Origin of the sequence: Micromonospora sp. LOL_025, from assembly GCF_048060285.1 — a bacterium.
Classification (GTDB): domain Bacteria; phylum Actinomycetota; class Actinomycetes; order Mycobacteriales; family Micromonosporaceae; genus Micromonospora.
On record NZ_JBHMIR010000009.1, the window covers coordinates 122,896 to 142,199 of the forward strand.

The 19,304-nt window shown below is 75.1% G+C and carries 17 protein-coding genes and 2 pseudogenes; 10 read left to right on the top strand and 9 right to left on the bottom strand.

Annotated elements, in window-relative coordinates; all coding sequences use genetic code 11:
* Positions 1 to 118: 118 nt before the first annotated feature.
* A complete protein-coding gene (locus tag ACFHW0_RS14670) occupies positions 119 to 619 on the top strand; it encodes a GNAT family N-acetyltransferase (protein WP_416607891.1) in 501 nt (166 codons plus the stop codon).
* Positions 620 to 681: 62 nt separating this feature from the next.
* On the opposite strand, the gene ACFHW0_RS14675 is transcribed toward ACFHW0_RS14670, so the two are convergent.
* On the bottom strand, positions 682 to 1,638 hold the full coding sequence (locus tag ACFHW0_RS14675; RefSeq protein ID WP_416607894.1) for a LysR family transcriptional regulator: 957 nt from the start codon (positions 1,636 to 1,638) through the stop codon (positions 682 to 684).
* Between the two features lie 58 nt (positions 1,639 to 1,696).
* On the opposite strand from ACFHW0_RS14675, the gene ACFHW0_RS14680 reads away from it, so the two are divergent.
* Both ACFHW0_RS14680 and ACFHW0_RS14685 read left to right on the top strand, forming a co-directional pair.
* Positions 1,697 to 2,674: a serine hydrolase gene (locus tag ACFHW0_RS14680; RefSeq protein ID WP_416607896.1), complete on the top strand. Its 978-nt coding sequence runs from the start codon at positions 1,697 to 1,699 to the stop codon at positions 2,672 to 2,674.
* 154 nt (positions 2,675 to 2,828) lie between these two features.
* On the top strand, positions 2,829 to 3,788 hold the full coding sequence (locus ACFHW0_RS14685) for an MBL fold metallo-hydrolase (protein WP_416607898.1): 960 nt from the start codon (positions 2,829 to 2,831) through the stop codon (positions 3,786 to 3,788).
* An 86-nt stretch (positions 3,789 to 3,874) separates the two neighbouring features.
* On the opposite strand, the gene ACFHW0_RS14690 is transcribed toward ACFHW0_RS14685, so the two are convergent.
* Entirely contained in the window at positions 3,875 to 4,414 is a 540-nt protein-coding gene (locus ACFHW0_RS14690) for a DUF1697 domain-containing protein (RefSeq protein ID WP_416607901.1), read from the bottom strand.
* Between the two features lie 285 nt (positions 4,415 to 4,699).
* Here ACFHW0_RS14690 and ACFHW0_RS14695 point away from each other — a divergent pair, with 285 nt between their 5' ends.
* On the top strand, positions 4,700 to 6,691 hold the full coding sequence (locus ACFHW0_RS14695) for an endo-1,4-beta-xylanase (RefSeq protein ID WP_416607904.1): 1,992 nt from the start codon (positions 4,700 to 4,702) through the stop codon (positions 6,689 to 6,691).
* Positions 6,692 to 6,855: 164 nt separating this feature from the next.
* Here ACFHW0_RS14695 and ACFHW0_RS14700 read toward each other — a convergent pair whose 3' ends face one another.
* The gene (locus tag ACFHW0_RS14700; protein WP_416607906.1) at positions 6,856 to 7,353 is read right to left on the bottom strand and encodes a hypothetical protein; all 498 of its coding nucleotides are present in this window, start codon (positions 7,351 to 7,353) and stop codon (positions 6,856 to 6,858) included.
* A 212-nt stretch (positions 7,354 to 7,565) separates the two neighbouring features.
* Positions 7,566 to 8,282 (bottom strand): annotated as a pseudogene (locus tag ACFHW0_RS14705) (ParA family protein); the annotation flags it as partial.
* A gap of 106 nt (positions 8,283 to 8,388) precedes the next feature.
* On the opposite strand from ACFHW0_RS14705, the gene ACFHW0_RS14710 reads away from it, so the two are divergent.
* From ACFHW0_RS14710 to ACFHW0_RS14725, 4 genes and pseudogenes are all read left to right on the top strand, one after another.
* Positions 8,389 to 8,901, top strand: coding sequence for an ArsR/SmtB family transcription factor (locus ACFHW0_RS14710; protein ID WP_416607909.1), 513 nt, complete (start codon positions 8,389 to 8,391; stop codon positions 8,899 to 8,901).
* Positions 8,902 to 8,924: 23 nt separating this feature from the next.
* Positions 8,925 to 10,394, top strand: coding sequence for a serine hydrolase domain-containing protein (locus tag ACFHW0_RS14715; RefSeq protein WP_416607912.1), 1,470 nt, complete (start codon positions 8,925 to 8,927; stop codon positions 10,392 to 10,394).
* A 784-nt stretch (positions 10,395 to 11,178) separates the two neighbouring features.
* A pseudogene (locus ACFHW0_RS14720) lies at positions 11,179 to 11,763 on the top strand (AAA family ATPase); the annotation flags it as partial.
* A 301-nt stretch (positions 11,764 to 12,064) separates the two neighbouring features.
* Positions 12,065 to 12,535 (top strand): 4Fe-4S cluster-binding domain-containing protein, encoded by a 471-nt coding sequence (locus ACFHW0_RS14725; protein ID WP_416608145.1) that lies wholly within the window; start codon positions 12,065 to 12,067, stop codon positions 12,533 to 12,535.
* A 51-nt stretch (positions 12,536 to 12,586) separates the two neighbouring features.
* Here ACFHW0_RS14725 and ACFHW0_RS14730 read toward each other — a convergent pair whose 3' ends face one another.
* From ACFHW0_RS14730 to ACFHW0_RS14750, 5 genes are all read right to left on the bottom strand, one after another.
* Complete coding sequence (locus ACFHW0_RS14730) at positions 12,587 to 14,005, bottom strand: amino acid permease (protein WP_121396375.1); 1,419 nt, start codon at positions 14,003 to 14,005, stop codon at positions 12,587 to 12,589.
* A gap of 125 nt (positions 14,006 to 14,130) precedes the next feature.
* Positions 14,131 to 14,658, bottom strand: a complete 528-nt coding sequence (locus ACFHW0_RS14735; RefSeq protein ID WP_416607916.1) for an SOUL family heme-binding protein — start codon at positions 14,656 to 14,658, stop codon at positions 14,131 to 14,133.
* A 39-nt stretch (positions 14,659 to 14,697) separates the two neighbouring features.
* On the bottom strand, positions 14,698 to 15,441 hold the full coding sequence (locus ACFHW0_RS14740) for a hypothetical protein (protein WP_416607919.1): 744 nt from the start codon (positions 15,439 to 15,441) through the stop codon (positions 14,698 to 14,700).
* Positions 15,442 to 15,443: 2 nt separating this feature from the next.
* Positions 15,444 to 16,241 (bottom strand): ABC transporter permease, encoded by a 798-nt coding sequence (locus ACFHW0_RS14745; protein ID WP_416607921.1) that lies wholly within the window; start codon positions 16,239 to 16,241, stop codon positions 15,444 to 15,446.
* A complete protein-coding gene (locus ACFHW0_RS14750; protein ID WP_416607924.1) occupies positions 16,238 to 17,134 on the bottom strand; it encodes an ABC transporter ATP-binding protein in 897 nt (298 codons plus the stop codon). Before ACFHW0_RS14750 ends, ACFHW0_RS14745 begins: the two co-directional genes overlap by 4 nt.
* Positions 17,135 to 17,267: 133 nt before the next feature.
* Here ACFHW0_RS14750 and ACFHW0_RS14755 point away from each other — a divergent pair, with 133 nt between their 5' ends.
* Together ACFHW0_RS14755 and ACFHW0_RS14760 are read left to right on the top strand one after the other, a co-directional pair.
* Positions 17,268 to 18,521, top strand: a complete 1,254-nt coding sequence (locus tag ACFHW0_RS14755; protein ID WP_416607927.1) for a sensor histidine kinase — start codon at positions 17,268 to 17,270, stop codon at positions 18,519 to 18,521.
* Positions 18,500 to 19,213, top strand: coding sequence for a response regulator (locus tag ACFHW0_RS14760; protein WP_416608147.1), 714 nt, complete (start codon positions 18,500 to 18,502; stop codon positions 19,211 to 19,213). Before ACFHW0_RS14755 ends, ACFHW0_RS14760 begins: the two co-directional genes overlap by 22 nt.
* The last annotated feature ends 91 nt before the right edge of the window (positions 19,214 to 19,304 follow it).

The window sequence follows — 19,304 nt, forward strand, 5'->3', positions numbered from 1 at the left end:
CGGCTCCGGTCCCACCCGTCAGGCGCGAGACGGCGGCCAGCGCCCCGCCAGATCGGAACTGGCGGGGCGCGATGTCGGCGGCGGGTGCTTCCATGGGCTTCGGAGGAAGGGGTGGCTCATGACCGACGTGCGGATCGAGCCGTGGTGCGGGGACGACCTCGACCTGCTGCGGCGGCTCAACGCGCCCGAGATCCGGGAGCACACGGGCGGCCCGGAGACCGACGCGCAGGTCGTCGCCCGGCACGAGCGCTACGTGCGGTTCGGCGGCACCGGGCAGGGGTGCATGTATTCCGTCGTGCTGCCCGACGGCAGCAGGGTGGGCAGCGTCGGCTACTGGGAACGCGAGTGGCGCGACCAGCGGGTCTACGAGCTGGGCTGGGCCGTGCTGCCGGAGCACCAGGGCAGAGGGCTGGCCACCGCCGCCGTCCGGGCCGCGGTGGCCGTCGTACGCGCCCGGCGCAACCACCGCTGGGCGCACGCCTACCCGTCGGTCGACAACGCGCCGTCGAACGCCGTCTGCCGCAAGGCCGGCTTCACCCTGCTCGGCGAGACCGAGTTCGAATATCCGCCCGGTCGACTGATGCGCGCCAACGACTGGCGTCTCGACCTGACGGCCTGACGCAGCCCGGCTCATCCCGGGGCGGGGTCCGGCGGGCTGACCGGGCGTGCCGGCGCGGGGCGTCAGGCCCGCTCGTCGAAGAGCACCGGCCAGGGGCGGGGCGTCGGCCCGGGCGGCGGTGCCGGGGGCTCCGACCCGTCGGCCAGCACCTCCGCCGCGAGCTGCCCGAACATCGGCGCGGCCGGGTGCGCGGCCCGGCGCGGCCACGCCGCCGAGGTGCGCCGGACCAGCGGCGAGCCGGCGATCGGCCGCCAGGCGATCCGGGGCTCCCGGCGCGCCGTCGCCGCCGGCTCGACGGCGACCCCGCCGCCCGCCAGCACCAACCCGAAGAGGAACTCCGGGTTCCGCGCGGGGCGGACCCGCCCCGGCGTGAACCCGTGCCGGCGGCAGACCTCCAGCAGGTGGTCGTGCCAGCCGGGCGCGGTGGCCCGGGGCGCGGTCACCAGGTCCAGCCCGGCCAGCGCCGCCAGCTCGACCTCCCGGCCCCGGGCCAGCGCCGAGGCGCGCGGCAGCAGCACCCCCAGCGGTACGTCGACGGCGGCACCGAGGCGCAGCCCGTCGTCGGTGACGGGGTGGTGGAGCAGGCCGACGTCCAGCCGTCCCTCGCCGAGCATCCGCTCCTGCTCGCCGCTGGTCAGCTCGTGCAGGTCCACGTCGAGCCCGGGGGCGCGCCCGGCCAGCCGGTCGAGCAGCGCGCGCAGGGTCACCGCGGGGGTCTCCGGCGGCACCCCCGCCCGGAGCACTCCCGACACCCCGTCGCGCACCTGCCGCATCAGGTTGCGCAGCCGGCCCTCCCCGGCCAGCAGTTCCTCGGCCTCGCCGAGGAGCAACTGGCCTGCGGTGGTCAGCCGCACCTGCCGGCGGGAGCGGTCGAACAGCTCGACCGCCAGCTCCCGCTCCAGGCGCTGCACCGACTGGCTCAGCGGCGGCTGGGCCATGCCGAGCAGCTCGGCGGCCCGCCCGAAGTGCAGCTCGTCGGCGACCACCACGAAGTGCCGCAGGTGCCGGAGCAGGTCCACGGCCGGACCCTACGCCAGTGCCCCGACGCCGGCCGGGGGCGGCGGCTACCGTGCCCAGGTGGCGACGGAGCACATCGGCGAGATCTTCGAACGGGTCGGGGTCACCGGCTGCCTGCACGTGGTCGACCTCGACGCGGTCGACGACGGCGGGGCACCCGAACGGCCCGGGGGCGCGGGATCCGGGCGGCCCGGCGGTGCGGGGCCGGGAGGCGCGGCGCCGGGGCGGTCGGGCGGCCGGCGGGAGGTGGCGGTACGGGCGGACGAGCAGGTGGTGATCGCCTCGATCTTCAAGGTGCTGCTGGTGCTGGAGTTCGCCCGGCAGGTCGTCGCCGGCCAGCTCGACCCCCGGGAACGGGTCCTCGTCACCGCCGACGACCGGCTCGGCGGGTGGGGGATCGCCGGCTGCGCCGACGACGCCGAGGTGTCGCTGCGGGACCTGGCCTACTTCGCCATGTCGGTCAGCGACAACACCGCCGCCGACCTGCTGCTGCGTCGGGTCGGGGCGGACGTGCTGCCGATGCTCGCCGCCGAGCTGGGGCTGCCGCGTACCCGGATCGTCGGCGGCCCCCGGCACCTGGTCGAGACGATGCTCGCCGACGTCGGCGCGCGTACCGAGGCGGACTTCGCCCGGATCTTCCCCACCCTGCCGCCCGAGCGGGTCCGCGCGATGCGGATGTTCGACCCCGCGCACACCACGTCGAGCACCGCCCGGGAGATCACCCGGCTGCTCGGCCTGATCTGGCGCGACGAGGCCGGCCCGCCCGAGGCGTGCGCGATGGTCCGGGGCTGGATGGCCCGGCAGCTCTTCTGGACCCGGCTGGCCGCCGGCTTCCCGCCCGGCGTACGGGTGGCCGGCAAGACCGGCAGCCTGCCGGGTCTGCACCTGGAGGCCGGCGTGGCCGAGTACCCCGACGGCGGGCGGTACGCCATCGCCGTCTTCGTCCGCGCCACGCAGCTCGCCACCCGCCGCATCGACGTGGACCTGGCGATGGGCCAGGCCGCCCGAGCCGCCGTCGAGGTGCTGCGCGCCGGCTGAGTCTGCCGGCCGCACGCGGCGTCGGCAATCCCGCTGAGCTGGTCCGATATGCCGTCCGGTATCGACCGTGTCGGGCATGGATCTTGGACCTGGCGGGGGTCGTGCTGATTGGCTCGACATCGTCCGATCAGCACCACGACGGGGAGAGTTCCGCATGCCCAACATCGACCGCCGCCGCTTCCTGCGCGACGCCGCCGCCAGCACCGCGCTGGTCACCGCCGGCGGGCTCGCCGGCACCGCCCTCACCGCACCGGTCGCCGCCGCCCCGGCCGGCCGCCGCAGCGGCCCGGTCAGCTTCCGCTGGTGGGGTACGTCGGCCTGGCGCGTCGACGTCGGCGACCGGACCGTCCTGGTCGACCCCTTCCTCAGCCGCATCGACACGGGGCTGTTCAGGGGCGCCTTCGACCAGGCCAAGAAGCTGGAGGTCCGCACCGACGTCGTGGACGCCCTGGTGGACCGGGCCGAGACGGTGCTCGTCACGCACACCCACTGGGACCACTACATGGACGTGCCGCACATCGCCGGCCGCACCGGCGCCCGGGTCGTCGGCACGCTGACCGCCTACCACCTCGGGCTGGCGTACGGGCTGCCGTCGGGGCAGCTCAGCCCGGTGCGGGGCGGGGAGGTGCTGGACTTCGGCGCCTACACCGTGGAGGTGGTCAGCTCCCTGCACAGCCGCAACAGGTCGTACTCGATGGCCTTCCCCGGCGTCCGGGTCAGCCCGCCGGCGAAGCCGGAGACCATCGCCGACCTGCCCGAGGGCGACACCCTCGCCTACCAGGTGCGGGTGGCCGGCGGCCCGTCGGTCTTCTTCATGGGCGCCAGCGACTTCAACCAGCGGAACCTGACCGGGCTGGCCCCCGACGTGGCCATGGTGGCGCTGCCGAGCAGCACCGCCACCGCCGACTACGCCGAGCGGCTGCTCGACGCGCTGGACCGGCCGAAGATCGTGGTACCGGTGCACTTCGACAACTTCGAGACCGAGCTGCGCAACCCCGTGCCCGTGGCGCCGACGGACCGCGAGCGGCTGGACGCGCTCCTCGCCGCCGTCCGCCGGGTCTCCCCGCGCAGCCGGGTCGTCGTGCCCGAGTACCACACGGCGTACCACTTCTGAGCGACGGCACGACGGGCCGCGGGCTGCGACCCGCGGCCCGTCGCCGCGTTCAGGTCGGCCGCCGGGGCGGAGCCGGGCGCCGGGGGTCAGCTCGTCGACATCTCGGCCAGGGTCCGCACCGAGCGCCAGTTGCGGGTGGTCGCCACCACGCCGAGCTTCTTCTCCAGGTGGTTGTTGGTGAACTTCGACCGGCCGTAGCCGCCGTCGGGATAGTGCAGGTAGACGTCGCGACCGGCGACCGTGAACGCCAGGTTCTCGCCGCCGGGCACGGCCAGGGCGTCCACGGCGGACCGGCCGGGCGCGGTCGCGAGGAAGACCACCAGCAGCCGCGTCGGGTCGTCCTCCCGGTCGGCGTACGGGTTGCCGCCGGCCACCGCCGCCAGTTCCCGGCCGCTGCGTACCAGCACCGGCACCGTCAGCCCCAGCTCGTCGGCGATGGCCCGCTCGATGCCCCGGGCCAGCGCGTCGGCGTCGCGCACCGTGCTTCCGAAGACCACGTTCCCGCTCTGCAGGTACGTCCTCACGTCGTCGTGGCCGAGGCCGGTGACCAGCCGACGCAGGTCGGCCATGGCGACCTTCGCGCCGCCGACGTTGACCCCGCGCAGCAGCGCGACCCACCTGTCCACCCGACCTCCTCGACCCGACGGTACGGGCCAGCCTAGGGCGTGGGCCGGCGTCGCTCGCCGCCATCGACGCCGGGGCGCGCCGCCCACCGCGCCGCGCTGGAGCGACGCGCCCGTGATCCGTACCATCAGTGCTCGACAGCGGCGCCCGCCACGGGTGCCGCGAGCGGAGCGGGACCACCGACCACCGGCATGCGGGCTCATGCCGGTCGACCGGCGTGCGACCGCCTCCGCGAGAACCTCGCCCAGCGGTCCGCGCGCATCCATCCGTACCGGAAGGACACCGCCATGCGCGCTCCCTGGACGCGCCGTCACCGCCTCCTGCCGGGCCTGTTGGCCCTGGCCTGCCTCGCCACCGTCGCCGTGGCCGCCGCCGTCCCGCTGACCACCCCGCCCGCCCGCGCCGCCGATCCCGTCCTGGTGCTCGACGCCACCTTCGAGGACGGCACCACCCAGGGCTTCCGGTCCCGGGCCGGTGAGACCGTCGCGGTCAGCACCGCCGTCGCCCACGGCGGTACCCACAGCCTGCTAGCCTCCGGCCGCACCGCGAGCTGGCAGGGCCCCGCTCTCGACCTGCTCGACGAGATGGTCAAGGGAACCCGCTACACGCTGACGGTGTGGGTGCGGCTCGCCGCCGGCCAGTCGCCCGGCCAGGTCCGGCTCAGCGTGCAACGCGACTCCGGCGGTACCTCCGCCTACGACCAGGTGGTGGGTGACACCGCGGTCACCGCCGACGCGTGGGTCCGGCTCAGCGGCACGTACGTGCTCGCGCACGACGTGGACGGGCTTTCGGCGTACGTGGAGACGGCCAGCGGCACCGCCGACCTGCACATCGACGACTTCACCATGGCGTACCAGCCGACCAAGCCCGTGCAGACCGACATCCCGGCCCTGCGCGAGGTGCTGGCCGCCGACTTCCCGATCGGGGCGGCGATCGGCAACCGGCAGATCATCGGCGACCAGGCGGTCCTGCTGCGCCGGCACTTCGACACGGTGACGCCCGGCAACGCGCTCAAGTGGGACGCCACCCAGCCGACCGAGGGCACCTTCCGGTGGGCCGACGCCGACACCCAGGTCGGTTTCGCCACCGACAACGGCCTGGCGGTACGCGGACACACCCTCGTCTGGCACCAGCAGACCCCGGCCTGGGTCTTCACCGACACCGACGGCACCCCGCTGACCTCGGACCCGGCCGACAAGGCCCTGCTGCTGTCCCGGCTGGAGGCGCACATCCGCGCGGTCGTCGGCCGCTACGGCGACGCGATCGGGGTGTGGGACGTCGCCAACGAGGTGATCGACGAGAACCAGTCCGACGGGCTGCGGCGCAGCCGCTGGTACGAGATCAGCGGGCTGGACTACCTGCGGACCGCGTTCCGGGTGGCTCGGGAGGTCGCGCCGACGGCGAGGCTCTACATCAACGACTACAACACCAACGTGCCGGCCAAGCGCGACAAGCTGCGTGACCTGGTGAGTCGGCTGCGCGCCGAAGGGGTGCCGATCGACGGGGTCGGGCACCAGATGCACGTCAACGTCCAGTGGCCCTCGATCGCCGAGACCGAGGCGATGCTCCGGGCGTTCATCCCGCTCGGCGTCGAGCAGCAGGTCACCGAGATGGACGTCAGCATCTACGTCGACAACGGCGAGTCCTTTCCCACCCCGCCGGCCGACCGGCTGCTGACCCAGGCGTACCGGTACCGGGACCTGTTCGCCCTCTACCGCCGCTACGCCGACGAGTTGACCTCGGTGACCCTGTGGGGGTTGGCGGACGACGACACCTGGCTGGACACCTTCCCGGTGGCCCGCAAGGACGCGCCGCTGTTGTTCGACACGGAACTCCAGGCCAAGTCGGCGTACTGGGGGATCGTCGACCCGACCCGGATCAACCCGACCCCGACGCCGACCGTCTCCCCGACGGCCAGTCCGACGGTTTCCCCGACGGTCACGCCGACCACGGGGCCGGACTCCTGCCGGGCGACGTACACCGTCATCAACCAGTGGCCGGGCGGCTTCCAGGCGAGCCTCAAGATCACCAATACCGGGGCGCGGGCGCGCGAGGGCTGGACGGTGCGCTGGCGGTTCCCGGACGGGCAGCTGATCAGCCAGCTCTGGAACGGCACGGTTCGGCAGGACGGCCCGGACGTGGCGGTCACCCCCACGTCCTGGAACTCCGCCCTGCCCGCCGGCGGGACGGTCGAGTTCGGCTTCCTCGCCGGCTGGTCCACGAGCAACAACCGTCCGGTCGGCTTCACCCTCGACGGGCTGGCCTGCACGACCGGCTGACCCCGCTGGGATGGCCGGGCCGGGCAGGCCCGGCCATCGCCGTCTCCGGTGCCCGGGCGTCGCGGCGGAGCCGGGCCGGGACCCCGCGGATGCCGGGGACGCCGGCGCTCGTCGTCACCGAGGCGAGCTTCCTCGCCGAGACGGTCGTCCGCTCTGCTCCGGCATCAGAGCCGGCGGATGGCGGCGGAGGCGAGGCGGAACCCGATGGTGCGGTCGACGATGCGGGCGACCAGGTCCGCCTTCCGCAGCCCGGCGACGCCGCGCAGCTCCAGGCTCGCGGCGAGCACCCGCAGGTCGCGGGCGGTCCAGCCGGAGAGGTACGCCGTACCGTCGTCGCGCCGGGACATGGTGGCCAGCGCGGCCCGGGCCGCCACCGGGTCCGGCGCGGACGCCGCCTGCCGGGCCGACGGGCGCGCGGGGACGACACCCCGGTCAGCGGGTGCGGCGGCCGGGCGCGCGGCGGAGGTGCTCCGGTCGGCGGGTGCGGTGGCCGGGTGCCCGGCGGGGGCGAGGCACTCGGCCGGTGGGTCGGGTGGGGTCGGGTCGACCGGCACCACCGCGAGCCGGGCCCGCCCCTGCGCCAGGGCGGCGAGATCGGCGGCGGGCAGCCCTCGGAGCAGCGCGGTCACCAGATCGGCGACGTCGCGGGTCGGGTCGGTCACGCCCCGACCCGCTCGGGCTGGAGGTGGTCGAGGAACTCGGTGGCGAGCTGGCGCAGCTCGTCGCGGACCGCCGGGGTGGCGATCCGGTCGCGCAGCACCACGGGCACGCCGCGCGGGGTGTTCGTGGCGAACGCGGTGACGTTCTCCCGCAGGGGGGTGGGGAAGACCGGCAGGCCGAGCGCCCGGACCTGGTCCATGTAGCCCTGGTGGGCGGCGATCGGCCGCTGCGCCATGAGCTGGATCATCGTGAACACCACGCCGGCGACGTCGGGGGCGACCTTGTGGTGCCGGCGGGTGGTGGCGAACCGGCGGGCGTCGGCGTTGTACTGGTCGACCAGTTCCCGGACGTTGCCGTGCAGGTAGTCGATGCCCAACGTGGACAGGTAGTCGGCCTTCGCGGGGATGAGCAGGTGGTCGCTGGCGATGATGGCCGACTGGGTGACCACGTTGAAGTTCGGCGGGCAGTCGATGAGGACCATGTCGTAGCCGCCGAGCGCGTCGTCGTGCAGCCCTTCGGCCAGGGAGCCGCGCACCCGGAACAGCTCGGCGTCGTACTCGTCGCCGTCGGCCACGGCCCGGGCCAGCGCGAGGTCGATGTCGACGAGCTGGAGGTGGGACGCGATCAGGTCGAGCCGGCCCGCGCCGCTGAGTCGCGCGTTCGCCGGGCCGGGGGAGACGACCAGCTCGCCCAGCGTCGTCGCGGGGGTGTCCCCGCGCAGGCCGTCGTACCAGCGCTTCACCGTCCGGCCGTCGCGCAGCCGGTCCCGCCAGTCGTCGGGGTCGTAGAAGCCGAAGGTGAGGCTGGCCTGCGGATCGAGGTCGATCAGCAGCACCTTCATCCCGCGGTTGGCCAGCTCGGCACCGAGGTTGGCGGTCACGGTGGTCTTGCCGACCCCGCCCTTGTAGTTGATCACCGATACGACGTACACCGGCACCTCCCCAGACCGGGAACGGTAGCGGGCCGGCGGACCGGCGCGGCACCCGCTCCGGCGGTCCGCCTTTGCACGTAACTACGTAAGTTCGTATTATCGAACCATGGCGGAGATCGAGGAGCGGCTGAGTGCGCTGGAGGCGCAGGTCGCCGCGCTGACGGAGCGCCTCGGGGCGGAGTCGCCCCCGGCCGAGGTGCCCCCGGCGACCGGCGACGTCTTCTGGGCGCTCGACGGGCTGAAGCAGCGGATCCCACCCGACGGCGGCGGCGCGGTGCTCTACACCGGCACCGTCCGCCTCGACGACCAGCACTACGACTGGCAGTACGGCCGCACGGTCGACGACGTGCTCGCGGGCGACTGGACGGAGCTGGCCGGCGTGCTGACCGCCCTGGCGCATCCGGTGCGGCTGCGCCTGCTGCGCGAGATCCTCGGCGGCCGGCACGGCACCGGCGAGCTGGCCGAGATCGAGGGCCTGGGCACCACCGGCCAGCTGCACCACCACCTGCGCCAGCTCACCGCCGCCGGCTGGCTGCGCAGCGCCGGTCGGGGTCACTACGCCGTTCCGGCCGAACGGGTCGTGCCGCTACTGGCCATCCTCACCGCCGCCCGCCGCTGATCCACCCCGACGGAGGGAGCACCATGCGCAAGCCAACCGCCCTCACCCTGGTCGTCGGTCTCGTCGCCGCCGTCGCGGCCGTCGGGATCATGCCGCGCGCACCCCGGCTGACCGGGCATAGCGCCGGCGACGCCGCGCTGGCCGCCGACGTCCGCGCGGCGGTGCCCGACCCCGAGGGCCACCGCGGCCTCGCCGTCGCCGTGCTGGAGAACGGGCAGGTCCGGACCGCCGGCCTGGGCGACCGCGACGCGGCGGGCCGGCCGGTGGAACCGGGCACCCCCTTCGAGATCGGCTCGATCACCAAGGCGATGACCGGCATGCTCCTCGCCCGGCAGGCCGCGACCGGCGCGGTACGCCCCGACGAGCCGGTCGGCACCGTGCTGCCCGCGCTGACGGGGCCCGCCCGCGAGGTCACCCTCGCCGAGCTGGCCAGCCACCGCTCCGGCCTGCCCCGCCTCGCGGTCAGCTCGGCCGGGGACCTGGTCGGGACCTGGTGGGCGAACGTCACCGGCGGCAACCCATACGCCGGTCAGGACGCCCGGTGGCTGCTGGACGCCGCCGGCGGGGAGGAGCCCGGCGACGGGCGCGGCCAGGTCCACTACTCGAACCTCGGCGTGGCGCTGCTCGGGCAGGCGCTCGCCACCCGGGCCGGCACGTCGTACCCGGAACTGCTCGACCGTGAGCTGCTGCGACCGCTCGGCATGACGGCGACCGTGGTGGCGACCGACGCCGGCGCCCTGCCACCCGGGCGTGCCGAGGGCTCCACGGCCGGCGGCCGCGCGGTCGACGCCTGGGTCGGCGGCGGCTACGCGCCGGCCGGAGTCGGCCCCTGGTCGACCGCCGAGGACCTGGCCCGGCTGCTCGGCGCGACGCTCGCCGGCACCGCGCCCGGCGCCGACGCGGCCACCCCGCGCTTCACCGAGGACGACCGCAACCGGATCGGCTACGGCTGGTTCACCACCCGGTACGGCGACCGCGAGATCGTCTGGCACAACGGCGCCACCGGCGGATTCCACGCCTTCCTGGGCTTCGAGCGGGCCACCGGGCGGGGCGTGGTGGTGCTCGGCAACACCGACAAGGGCGTCGAGCCGATCGGGCTGCGGCTGCTCGGCGTGCCGGCGCGGGACGCCGACGGCGACGGCCCGCCGCTGCCCGTCTGGATCGGCGCCGGGCTCGCGGTGGTGCTCACCTTCCTCGGCGGGCTGAGCCTGCTCGGCGCCACCCGCCGGGCCCCCGACCGACTGACCCTGGCGCCCGCCGTCGCCTGGGCGGTGCTCTACCTCGCCCTCGGACACCGGCTGGGCGACTGGTCGGTGGTTCCCGGCTGGCTCTGGCCGGTCGGCGCCGGCCTCTCGGCGGCCGGGATCGTCCTGGCCGCGTACCGCTGGCGGGGGCTGCCCCCGCTGGCCGGCGCCCCGCCCTGGCGGCGCCTGACCTCGGCGACGTTCTCGACCCTCCTGGCGGCCCTGGCCCTCGTGATCCTCGCCCCCTGACCCCCACCCCCCACCCCCGCCCCACCCGGGCCGGTGATCATGAGATTGGCGGGGGGAAACGCCGGAATCGGCGCCGCCAACCTCATGATCGACGCTGGGGTCGGGGCGGGTCGGGGCTGTTAGAGTTCCGCTGCTCGTGGGTCGCGTGGGTTGGGGGGCGACGGTGGTGGTGCCGTTTCGTGACGCGCTGTCGCAGATGCTCAAGGCGCGCTTTCCGGTCCTCTACGTCGAGTCGTCCGAGGAACAGCGGGTGGTCGCCGAGGTCTGCGCCGTCGCCCGGGACGCCACGCTCGTCCGCACGCCCCGGGCGGTGTGGACCTGGTCGCTGACGACGGGGCTCGTGCAGCCCGACGGCATCGCCCGCAAGGGCACGACCGACCCGGACGACGCGCTGGCCGCCGCGCTGCGCCTCGACCACCCCAGCGTGCTGATCTTCAAGGACCTGCACCCGGCGCACGGCAGCAACGACCGGCCGGGCACCCCCGGCGTGGTCCGCCGGCTGCGGGACGTGGTCGCGGCGTTCAAGGCCGGCCCGGTGCCGCGCACCCTCGTCCTGGTCTCGCCGGTGCTGCACATCCCGGTGGAGCTGGAGAAGGACGTGACGATCGTCGACTTCCCGCTGCCCACCGAGACGGAGATCCGGCGGGTGCTCGACGGCATGATCGCCGCCAACTCCGCCGGCGGCCGGATCCGGATCGCGCTGGACGACCTCGGCCGGGAACGGCTCGCCAAGGCGGCCCTCGGGCTCACCCTGCACGAGGCGGAGAACGCGTTCGCCCGCGCCATGGTCAACGACGGCGTGCTCGACGGCAGCGACCTCGCCGTCGTGCACGAGGAGAAGCGGCAGACCGTACGCAAGTCGGGGCTGCTGGAGTTCGTCGACGCCCCGGTCGACCTCGCCGACGTCGGCGGGCTGGAGAACCTGAAGCGGTGGCTGGCCAAGCGGGACGGTTCCTGGCTGGCCGAGGCGGCGGCGTACGGGCTGCCCGCGCCCCGGGGCGTCCTGATCACCGGTGTTCCCGGCTGCGGCAAGTCGCTGACCGCGAAGGCGATCGCCTCGGCCTGGGGCCTGCCGCTGCTGCGGCTCGACGTCGGCCGGGTCTTCGCCGGGCTCGTCGGGTCGAGCGAGCAGAACATGCGCACCGCCATCCGGACCGCCGAGGCGACCGCGCCCTGCGTGCTGTGGGTCGACGAGATCGAGAAGGGCTTCGTCGGCGGGGCCGGCGACTCCGGCACCTCCGCCCGGGTCTTCGGCTCCTTCCTGACCTGGATGCAGGAGAAGGCCCAGCCCGTCTTCGTCATCGCGACCGCCAACGACTTCGAGCGGCTGCCCCCGGAACTGCTCCGCAAGGGACGCTTCGACGAGATCTTCTTCGTCGACCTGCCGACCCGCGCGGAGCGGGCGTCGATCTGGCGGGTCCACCTCGCCCGGCGGCTGCGCAACCCGGCCGTCGCCGGCGCCCTGACGCCCGACGACGCCCTGCTCGGCGAACTCGCCGGGCTGAGCGAGGGCTACTCGGGGGCCGAGATCGAGCAGGCCGTCGTCGGCGGGCTCTTCGACGCCTTCGCCGAACGGCGTCCGCTGTGCCGCGACGACCTGGTCCGGGCCCTGGTCAGCATGGTGCCGCTCAGCGTCACCCAGGCGGAACGCATCGAAGCTGGTGCGCCGCGTGCTCGACGCCGGTACCGAGGGGCTGACGCTGCTGGGCGGCGAGCCCTTCGACCAGGCCGCCCCGCTGGCCGCCGTCGCCGCCGGGGTACGCGCCGCCGGGCGTTCGGTGATGACCTTCACCGGCTACACCGGGGCGCAGCTGCACCGGGCGGTCGACGCCGGCCGGGACGACGTCGCGGCGCTGCTGGCGGCGACCGACCTCCTCGTCGCCGGGCCCTTCCTGGCCGACCGGATCGACACCCGGCGGCCCTGGGTGGGTTCCACCAACCAGGAGTTCGTGCTGCTCGGCGACCGCTTCCCGGGCCTGCTCGACGAGGTGTCGCACAGCCCGGACCGGGTCGAGGTGACCGTCGACGCGGCCGGCCGGATCGCGGTGAACGGCTGGGCCGAGGTCGACGCCCTCGACGAGCTGCTGGCCTCGGTGACCGGCCCGCAGCCCCGGCGGGCGGGCGTCTCCGGGCGCGGGTGACCGCCCCCGGTCCGCCGGCCGATCGGGCGACCCCGGGCGCGGGCGCCGACCTCAGTCCCGGCGGGCCAGCGCAGAGCGCCGGTAGCCGTAGAGGGCGTAGATGACCGCGCCGATCAGGAACCAGACGGCGAAGCGCAGCCACGTCTCCGGGGCCAGGTAGGTGATCAGCCAGAGGGAGAAGGCCGCGCCCAGCGCCGGCACCACGGGCATCCCCGGCAGCCGGAAGGTGCGCGGCGCGTCGGGGCGGCGGTAGCGCAGCACGATCACCGCGACGCAGACCACCACGAAGGCCAGCAGGATGCCGATGTTGGTCAGCTCGGCCGCCTCCCGGATCGGCAGGAAGCCGGCGATCAGGGCCGAGCCCACGCCGACGATCCAGGTGACCCGACTCGGCACCCGGCGGACCGGGTGCAGCTTGGCGAACCACCCCGGCAACAGCCCGTCCCGGCTCATCGAGAACCACACCCGCGTGACACCGAGCATGAAGGTGAACATCACGGTCAGGATGCCGATGATCGCGCCGACCGCGATCACGCTGGCCAGGCCGGAGAGCCCCACGGAGGCGAACGCGGAGGAGAAGCCGCTCTCCGGGTCGATGTCCCGGTAGTTCTGCATGCCGGTCAGCACCAGGGTGGCCAGCACGTAGAGGACCATCGAGATCGCCAGCGAGTAGATGATCGCCTTGGGCATGTGCCGGCGGGCGTCCTTCGACTCCTCGGCGGCGGTGCTCATCGCGTCGTAGCCGAACACGGCGAAGAAGACCGTGGCCGCGCCGGTGAACGCCCCGCCCAGCCCGAAGGGGAAGAACGGCGAGTAGTTCTCGGTGCGGATGTGGAAGAAGCCGACCACGACGACCAGCAGCACCACGGCGATCTTCAACCCGACGACGATCGTCTCGAAGCGGGCGGCGGACTTGATCCCGAGGTTCAGCAGGAACGCGATGAACAGGCAGAGGACCACCGCGAACAGGTCGACCACCCGTCCCTCGCCGGTGCCCGGGGCGCCGAGCATCCAGGCCGGCAGGTCCACCCCCAGCTCGCCCACCAGGAACGAGAAGTAGCCGGAGATGCCGATCGCCACCACGGCCACGATCGCGGTGTACTCCAGCAGCAGGTCCCAGCCGATGAACCAGCCCACCGCCTCGCCCAGCACCGCGTACCCGTAGGTGTAGGCCGAGCCGGCCTTCGGGATCATGCCGGCGAACTCGGCGTACGACAGGGCTGCCGCCGCGCTGGCGAGCCCCGCGATCAGGAACGAGACCAGCACGGCCGGGCCGGCGGTCTCGCTCGCCACGGCACCGGCCAGGGCGAAGATGCCCGCGCCGATGATGCCGCCCACCCCGATGGCGGTGAGCTGCCAGAGCCCGAGGGAACGCGCGAGCCCGTCCCCGGTCTCGTCGGCGATCTCCTCGACCGGCTTGCGGCGGAAGATGCCCGTGCCGCCGCCCGCCGTCCGTCCCGTGGAGGTCATCGTCGTCCCCCTTCCCGACCCGCCCGACGTGCCCGACCCGCCGGCTGCGATGCCCGTGCGGGTACCCGCGAACGACGCCGGTAAATCTCCAACGAGGACACCGGGGCCGGGATGCGGCAGCGGGCTCACTCGGCGATCGGCAGCACGACCTCGTTGTGGCGCAGGAACCACGGCTTCCACGGCGGATCGAAGCGCGCGTACCGGACCGCCCCGGTGGGGCGCAGCCCGGCCGCGGTGACCGCCCGGCCCAGCGCGGTCGCCCGCCGGTCGAACGCCCGGGCCGTCCAGCGGCCCGCGAAGCGCGTCGCGGCGGCGAGCTGTTCCGGGACCGTCCGGGTGCGCACCCGGGGGTCCGTCGGCTCGGGCAGCGTGTCGGCGGTGAGGCCCGCCGGCATCACGAGCCACACCAGCCAGTGGCCGGGTCGGTCCCCCTCCTCCTGCACGAACGGGACCGTCAGGGCGACCCGCTCCGGGCCCGTCTCCCGGGCGCGGTTGGCGCCGCGCAGGTACGCGCCGAGCGGCGCGAAGGCGTCCCGGGCGGCCTGCTCGAACGCGCCCTCCGCCCGCACCTCGGCGACCAGGTGGGCCGGGTAGCGGCGCAGCTCGAAGCCGGGGTGCCGGGCCACCACCCGGTACGGCTGCTGCTCGGTCATCGCGCGCTCCCCGTGCCCCGGGCCCCGTCGGGAGCAACGCTACCGGCCCTCGACCTCCGGCTCAGCCGAAGTCGCGTCCTGCGGCCGGGGGCGCGGGGCGGCCCGGGTCAGCCGCCAGTACTGCCGCCGGCCGTCGTCGCGGACCACCACCCCGGTGCGGCCGAGCTCGCCGCGCAGCTCCCGGGCCTCGCCGCCCCGGTCGGCGTCGAGGGCCCGCTGCCGGGCCCGCAGCAGCGCGTCCGCGCCGGTCGGCAGCCCGGGCAGGCCCGGCACCCACCGCCGGTACGCCGCCCGGTGCGGGTCGCCGTCGGTCCATGGCCAGCCGTGCGCGCGGAAGGCGTCGCGCAGCCGGTCGACGGCCAGGTCCGACCGCTCCCGGACCAACTCCTCGTCGTCCGCGCCGAGCAGCACCAGGTCCTTGCCGTCGACGAAGACGGCGCGCACCGGTCGCCGGTCGACCTGCCGGTCCGTGCGGTCGCGGCGCAGCCGGACCCGTTCGGTGTCGACGGTGACGGCGAGCCGCTCGGCGGTGCCGACGGCGGCGACCAGCAGGCCGCCCAGCGTGCCGACCGCCAGCCCGCCGATGCCGGCCTGCGGGTCCGGCAGCCGGGCGACCAGCTCGAACAGGTCCTGCGCGGGGGCCCAGGACAGCCCCGCGACCCACTCCGCGCCCGCGACGAGCAGCCACCCGGCGCCCGCGCCGAGCGCCGGGAGACCGCCCCAGAGGACCGCCAGTTCCGCCGCGCCGCCGTCGACGACGGTGGGGGCGCCGTAGCCGTCCACCGTCAGGACACCTCGCGCCGCAGCGTGCGGACCAGCCCCGCGACCAGCGGCACGGCCAGCCAGACCAGCAGCGACACGGCGAAGCGCCCCCACTGCCCGGCCGTCACGTCCGGCGTGAGCAGCGGCTCCATGGTCCGGCCCGTGTCGAGCCAGCCCGCCGGGCCGCGCAACGGCCGGATCATCTCGCCGAGGATCGACCAGAGGGTCGGCAGCAGCAGGAAGCCGACGATCGCCAGCGGGGTGTTGAGCAGCAGCAGGCCGAAGCCGGCCCCCATCAGCACGTTGGCCACCTGGAGCAGCACGGCGTGCAGCACCAGGGCCCACTCCATGCGCCAGGTGCCGGCGCCGCCGGTGGCCCCGGCGACCAGCGTGCCGGCGGCGGCCACGCCGAGGCTCACCAGCACCGACGCCAGGGCCGCCAGCACCATCGCGGCCAGCTTCGCGACGATCACCCGGCTCCTCCGGGGCACCAGGGCGAACGTGGTGAGCGCCGTGCGCTGCGACCACTCCCCGGTGATCGACAGGATGCCCAGCACGGGCAGCAGCAGCCCGATCGGCAGCAGCGAGGAGAGGAAGAAGTTGGCGAAGGTCTGCTCGGCGTCGGCCGTCCAGATCAACTGGATCACCACGAGGGCGGCGGCGAGCAGCCCGATGGTGATCAGCAGCCAGAGCCCGGCCCGGGTGTCGACGAGCTTGCGCAGCTCCACGCCGGTGAGCCGGAGCAACGACGGCCGGCGTACGTCGGAGTGGCGCACAGGTGCGGCGGCGGTGGGCGGGCTGGCGGTGGTGGCGGTGGTCATCGGACGGCCTCCTGGGTCGACGCGCCGGCGGTCAGGGTGAGGAAGAGTTGTTCCAGGCCGCCGCTGCCGGCCGACCGCAGTTCGGTGAGGGCGACGCCGGCGTCGGCGGCGGCCTGCCCGACCGCCTCGGCGTCGGCGTGGACCAGCAGCCCCTCGGTGCCCTCGGTGACGGCCAGCCCGGCCCGCTCCAACGCGCCGCGCAGCGCCACGGCGTCCCGGGCCCGCACCAGCGTCCCGCCGCCGGCCAGCAGCTCGGTCTTGTCGCCCTGGGCCACGATCCGGCCGCCCCCGATGACCACCAGCCGGTCCGCGACCGCCTCCACCTCGCGCAGCAGGTGGGAGGAGAGCAGCACGGTGCCGCCCCGGTCGGCGAAGTCGCGCAGCAGGCCGCGCATCCAGAAGATCCCCTCCGGGTCCAGGCCGTTGGCCGGCTCGTCGAGGATCAGCACCCGGGGGTCGCCCAGCAGCGCGTGCGCCAGGCCGAGCCGCTGCCGCATCCCCAGCGAGTACGCCCGGAGGCGGCGCTTCGCCGCGACCTCGTTCAGCCCGACCAGGTCGAGCTTGGTGGCGACCTGCCAGCGGTCCACGCCCATGGTCGCCGCGGCCACGGTCAGCGCCTCCCGTCCGGTGCGCCCGGCGTGCTGGGCCGAGGCGTCCAGCAGCACGCCCACCTCCCGCCCGGGGTTGGGCAGTTCCCGGTACGGCCGGCCGCCGACCGTCGCGCCGCCGCCGCTGGGCGGCGTGAGCCCGCAGATCATCCGCATGGTGGTGGACTTGCCGGCGCCGTTCGGCCCCAGGAAGCCGGTGACGGTGCCCGGCTCGCAGCGGAACGACACGTCGTCGACGGCGGTGTGCCGCCCGTACCGTTTGGTGAGGTGTTCCACGCTGATCATGCCGGTCACGCTGCCGGAGCCACCCGGCCGCCCGCTGCGGCCGACGGTCTCGTCCGGCGGCTACCTTGGTCGACGCCAGGGTCTCGACTTTGGTAGCTGGTCGGCCCGCCGGGCGGCTGCCTAGCATGGGCGCGTGACCAGTGCCGCCGTCCCGGAGCACCCCTGGCTGCTGCCGGGGGCGCTGAGCGTCGACCCGGCGGCCCGGGCGGGGCGGGGACCGCGCCGCACCACCCGCGACTGGGTGGTGGACGGCCTCTGCTTCCTGCTCTCCCTCGGCTGGGTCCTGCTCGCCACGGCAGACGCGGCCGCGCCCGACCCCGAGTTCGCCACCCCGCTCCCGCAGCGCTGGATGGTCCCGGTCGACGCCCTGCTCGGGCTCGTCTGCTGCGCGCTGCTCTGGGTGCGGCGCCGATGGCCGCTGGGGCTCGCCGTCGCGACCACGCCGCTCACCCTGTTCTCGATGGCGGCGGCGGTCCCGCTGCTGATCATCTACTTCACCGTCGTGGTGCACCGCCGCACGGCCGTCGCGCTGGCGGTGACCGCCGCCGGGCTGGTCACCAACTTCGCCTTCAGCTACCTGCGCCCGGATCCCCACATGCCGTACTGGGTCACGACCGCCTGGGGGGTGGTGCTCAGCCTCTCCGTGCTGGCGTGGGGGATGTTCGTCCGGGCCCGGCGGCAGCTCGTCGTGTCGCTGCGCGAGCGCGCCGAGCGGGCCGAGGCGGAGCAGCAGTTGCGGGTGGCGCAGGCCCGGCACCTGGAGCGCACCCGGATCGCCCGGGAGATGCACGACGTGCTGGCACACCGGATCTCGCTGCTCAGCCTGCACGCCGGCGCGCTGGAGTTCCGGCCGGACGCGCCGCCGGAAGAGGTGGCGCGGGCGGCCGGGGTGATCCGGGGCAGCGCCCACGCCGCGTTGCAGGATCTGCGCGAGGTGATCGGGGTGCTCCGCGCGGAGACCACCGCCGAGGAGGAGCCCGAGCGTCCGCAGCCCACCCTGGGCGACCTGCCCGCGCTCGTCGAGGAGTCCCGGTCGGCCGGGGCGCGGATCGGCGTCCGCGAGGTGGTCACCTCGGCGGAACGGGTGCCCGCGGCGGTGGGGCGCAGCGTCTACCGGATCGTGCAGGAGGGGCTCACCAACGCCCGCAAGCACGCGGCCGGCGCGGCGGTCACCGTCGACGTGGCCGGTGCCCCCGGCGACGGGCTGACCGTGGAGATCCGCAACCGGTGGCCGGTCGGCGGCATCGCCGGCCCGGAGATCCCCGGGGCCGGCACCGGGCTGGTCGGCATCGCGGAGCGGGTCAGCCTGGCCGGCGGCCGGCTGGAGTACGGGCGGGACGACGCGGGCGACTTCCGGCTGGCCGCCTGGCTGCCGTGGCCGGCGTGACCGGCGGGCCGGGGCCCGACCCCGACCGGCCGGTGCGGGTGCTGATCGTCGACGACGACGCGCTGGTCCGGGCCGGCCTGTCGATGATCCTCGGCGGGGTGCCGGATCTGCTCGTGGTCGGGGAGGCCGCCGACGGCAGCGAGGTGCCCGCCGCCGTGGCCGCCTGCGCGCCGGACGTGGTGCTGATGGACATCCGCATGCCCCGGCTCGACGGTCTCGCGGCCACCGAGGCGCTGCGCGCGTCGCCCGACCCGCCGGAGGTGCTGGTGCTGACCACCTTCGACGCCGACGAGCAGGTGCTCCGGGCGCTGCGGGCCGGGGCCGGCGGCTTCCTGCTCAAGGACACCCCGCCGGCCGAGATCGTGCGGGCGGTGCACCGGGTGGCGGCGGGCGAGGCGACGCTCTCCCCGGCGGTGACCCGCCGGCTGATCGACCACGTGACCGCGCCGGGCGCGGCGGGTGGCCCCGACCCGCGCCGGGAGCGGGCGCTGCGGCAGCTCGCCGGGCTCAGCGAGCGGGAGCACGAGGTCGCGGTCGCGCTCGGGCAGGGCCGGACGAACGCGGAGATCGCCGCCGAGCTGTTCATGAGCGTCGCGACCGTCAAGGCGTACGTGTCACGGCTGCTGGTGAAGCTCGGTCTGAACAACCGGGTCCAGGTCGCTCTGCTGGTGCACGACGCCGGCCTCGTCTGAGGCGGCATTGAACCTTTCGGGGCCGGGGGCCGTACCAGTCGCCGAGGATGCGGTGCGGCGGGTCAGCCGTGCCGCTGCCGGAGCCGCGGGA

Bases quoted from the DNA above. Each gene is read 5' to 3' on its own strand.
- ACFHW0_RS14670 (WP_416607891.1), top strand. From the start codon at position 119: ATGACCGACGTGCGGATCGAGCCGTGGTGCGGGGACGACCTCGACCTG.
- ACFHW0_RS14685 (WP_416607898.1), top strand. From the start codon at position 2,829: ATGCCCAACATCGACCGCCGCCGCTTCCTGCGCGACGCCGCCGCCAGC.
- ACFHW0_RS14695 (WP_416607904.1), top strand. From the start codon at position 4,700: ATGCGCGCTCCCTGGACGCGCCGTCACCGCCTCCTGCCGGGCCTGTTG.
- ACFHW0_RS14710 (WP_416607909.1), top strand. From the start codon at position 8,389: ATGGCGGAGATCGAGGAGCGGCTGAGTGCGCTGGAGGCGCAGGTCGCC.
- ACFHW0_RS14715 (WP_416607912.1), top strand. From the start codon at position 8,925: ATGCGCAAGCCAACCGCCCTCACCCTGGTCGTCGGTCTCGTCGCCGCC.
- ACFHW0_RS14730 (WP_121396375.1), bottom strand. From the start codon at position 14,005: ATGACCTCCACGGGACGGACGGCGGGCGGCGGCACGGGCATCTTCCGC.
- ACFHW0_RS14735 (WP_416607916.1), bottom strand. From the start codon at position 14,658: ATGACCGAGCAGCAGCCGTACCGGGTGGTGGCCCGGCACCCCGGCTTC.
- ACFHW0_RS14745 (WP_416607921.1), bottom strand. From the start codon at position 16,241: ATGACCACCGCCACCACCGCCAGCCCGCCCACCGCCGCCGCACCTGTG.
- ACFHW0_RS14750 (WP_416607924.1), bottom strand. From the start codon at position 17,134: ATGATCAGCGTGGAACACCTCACCAAACGGTACGGGCGGCACACCGCC.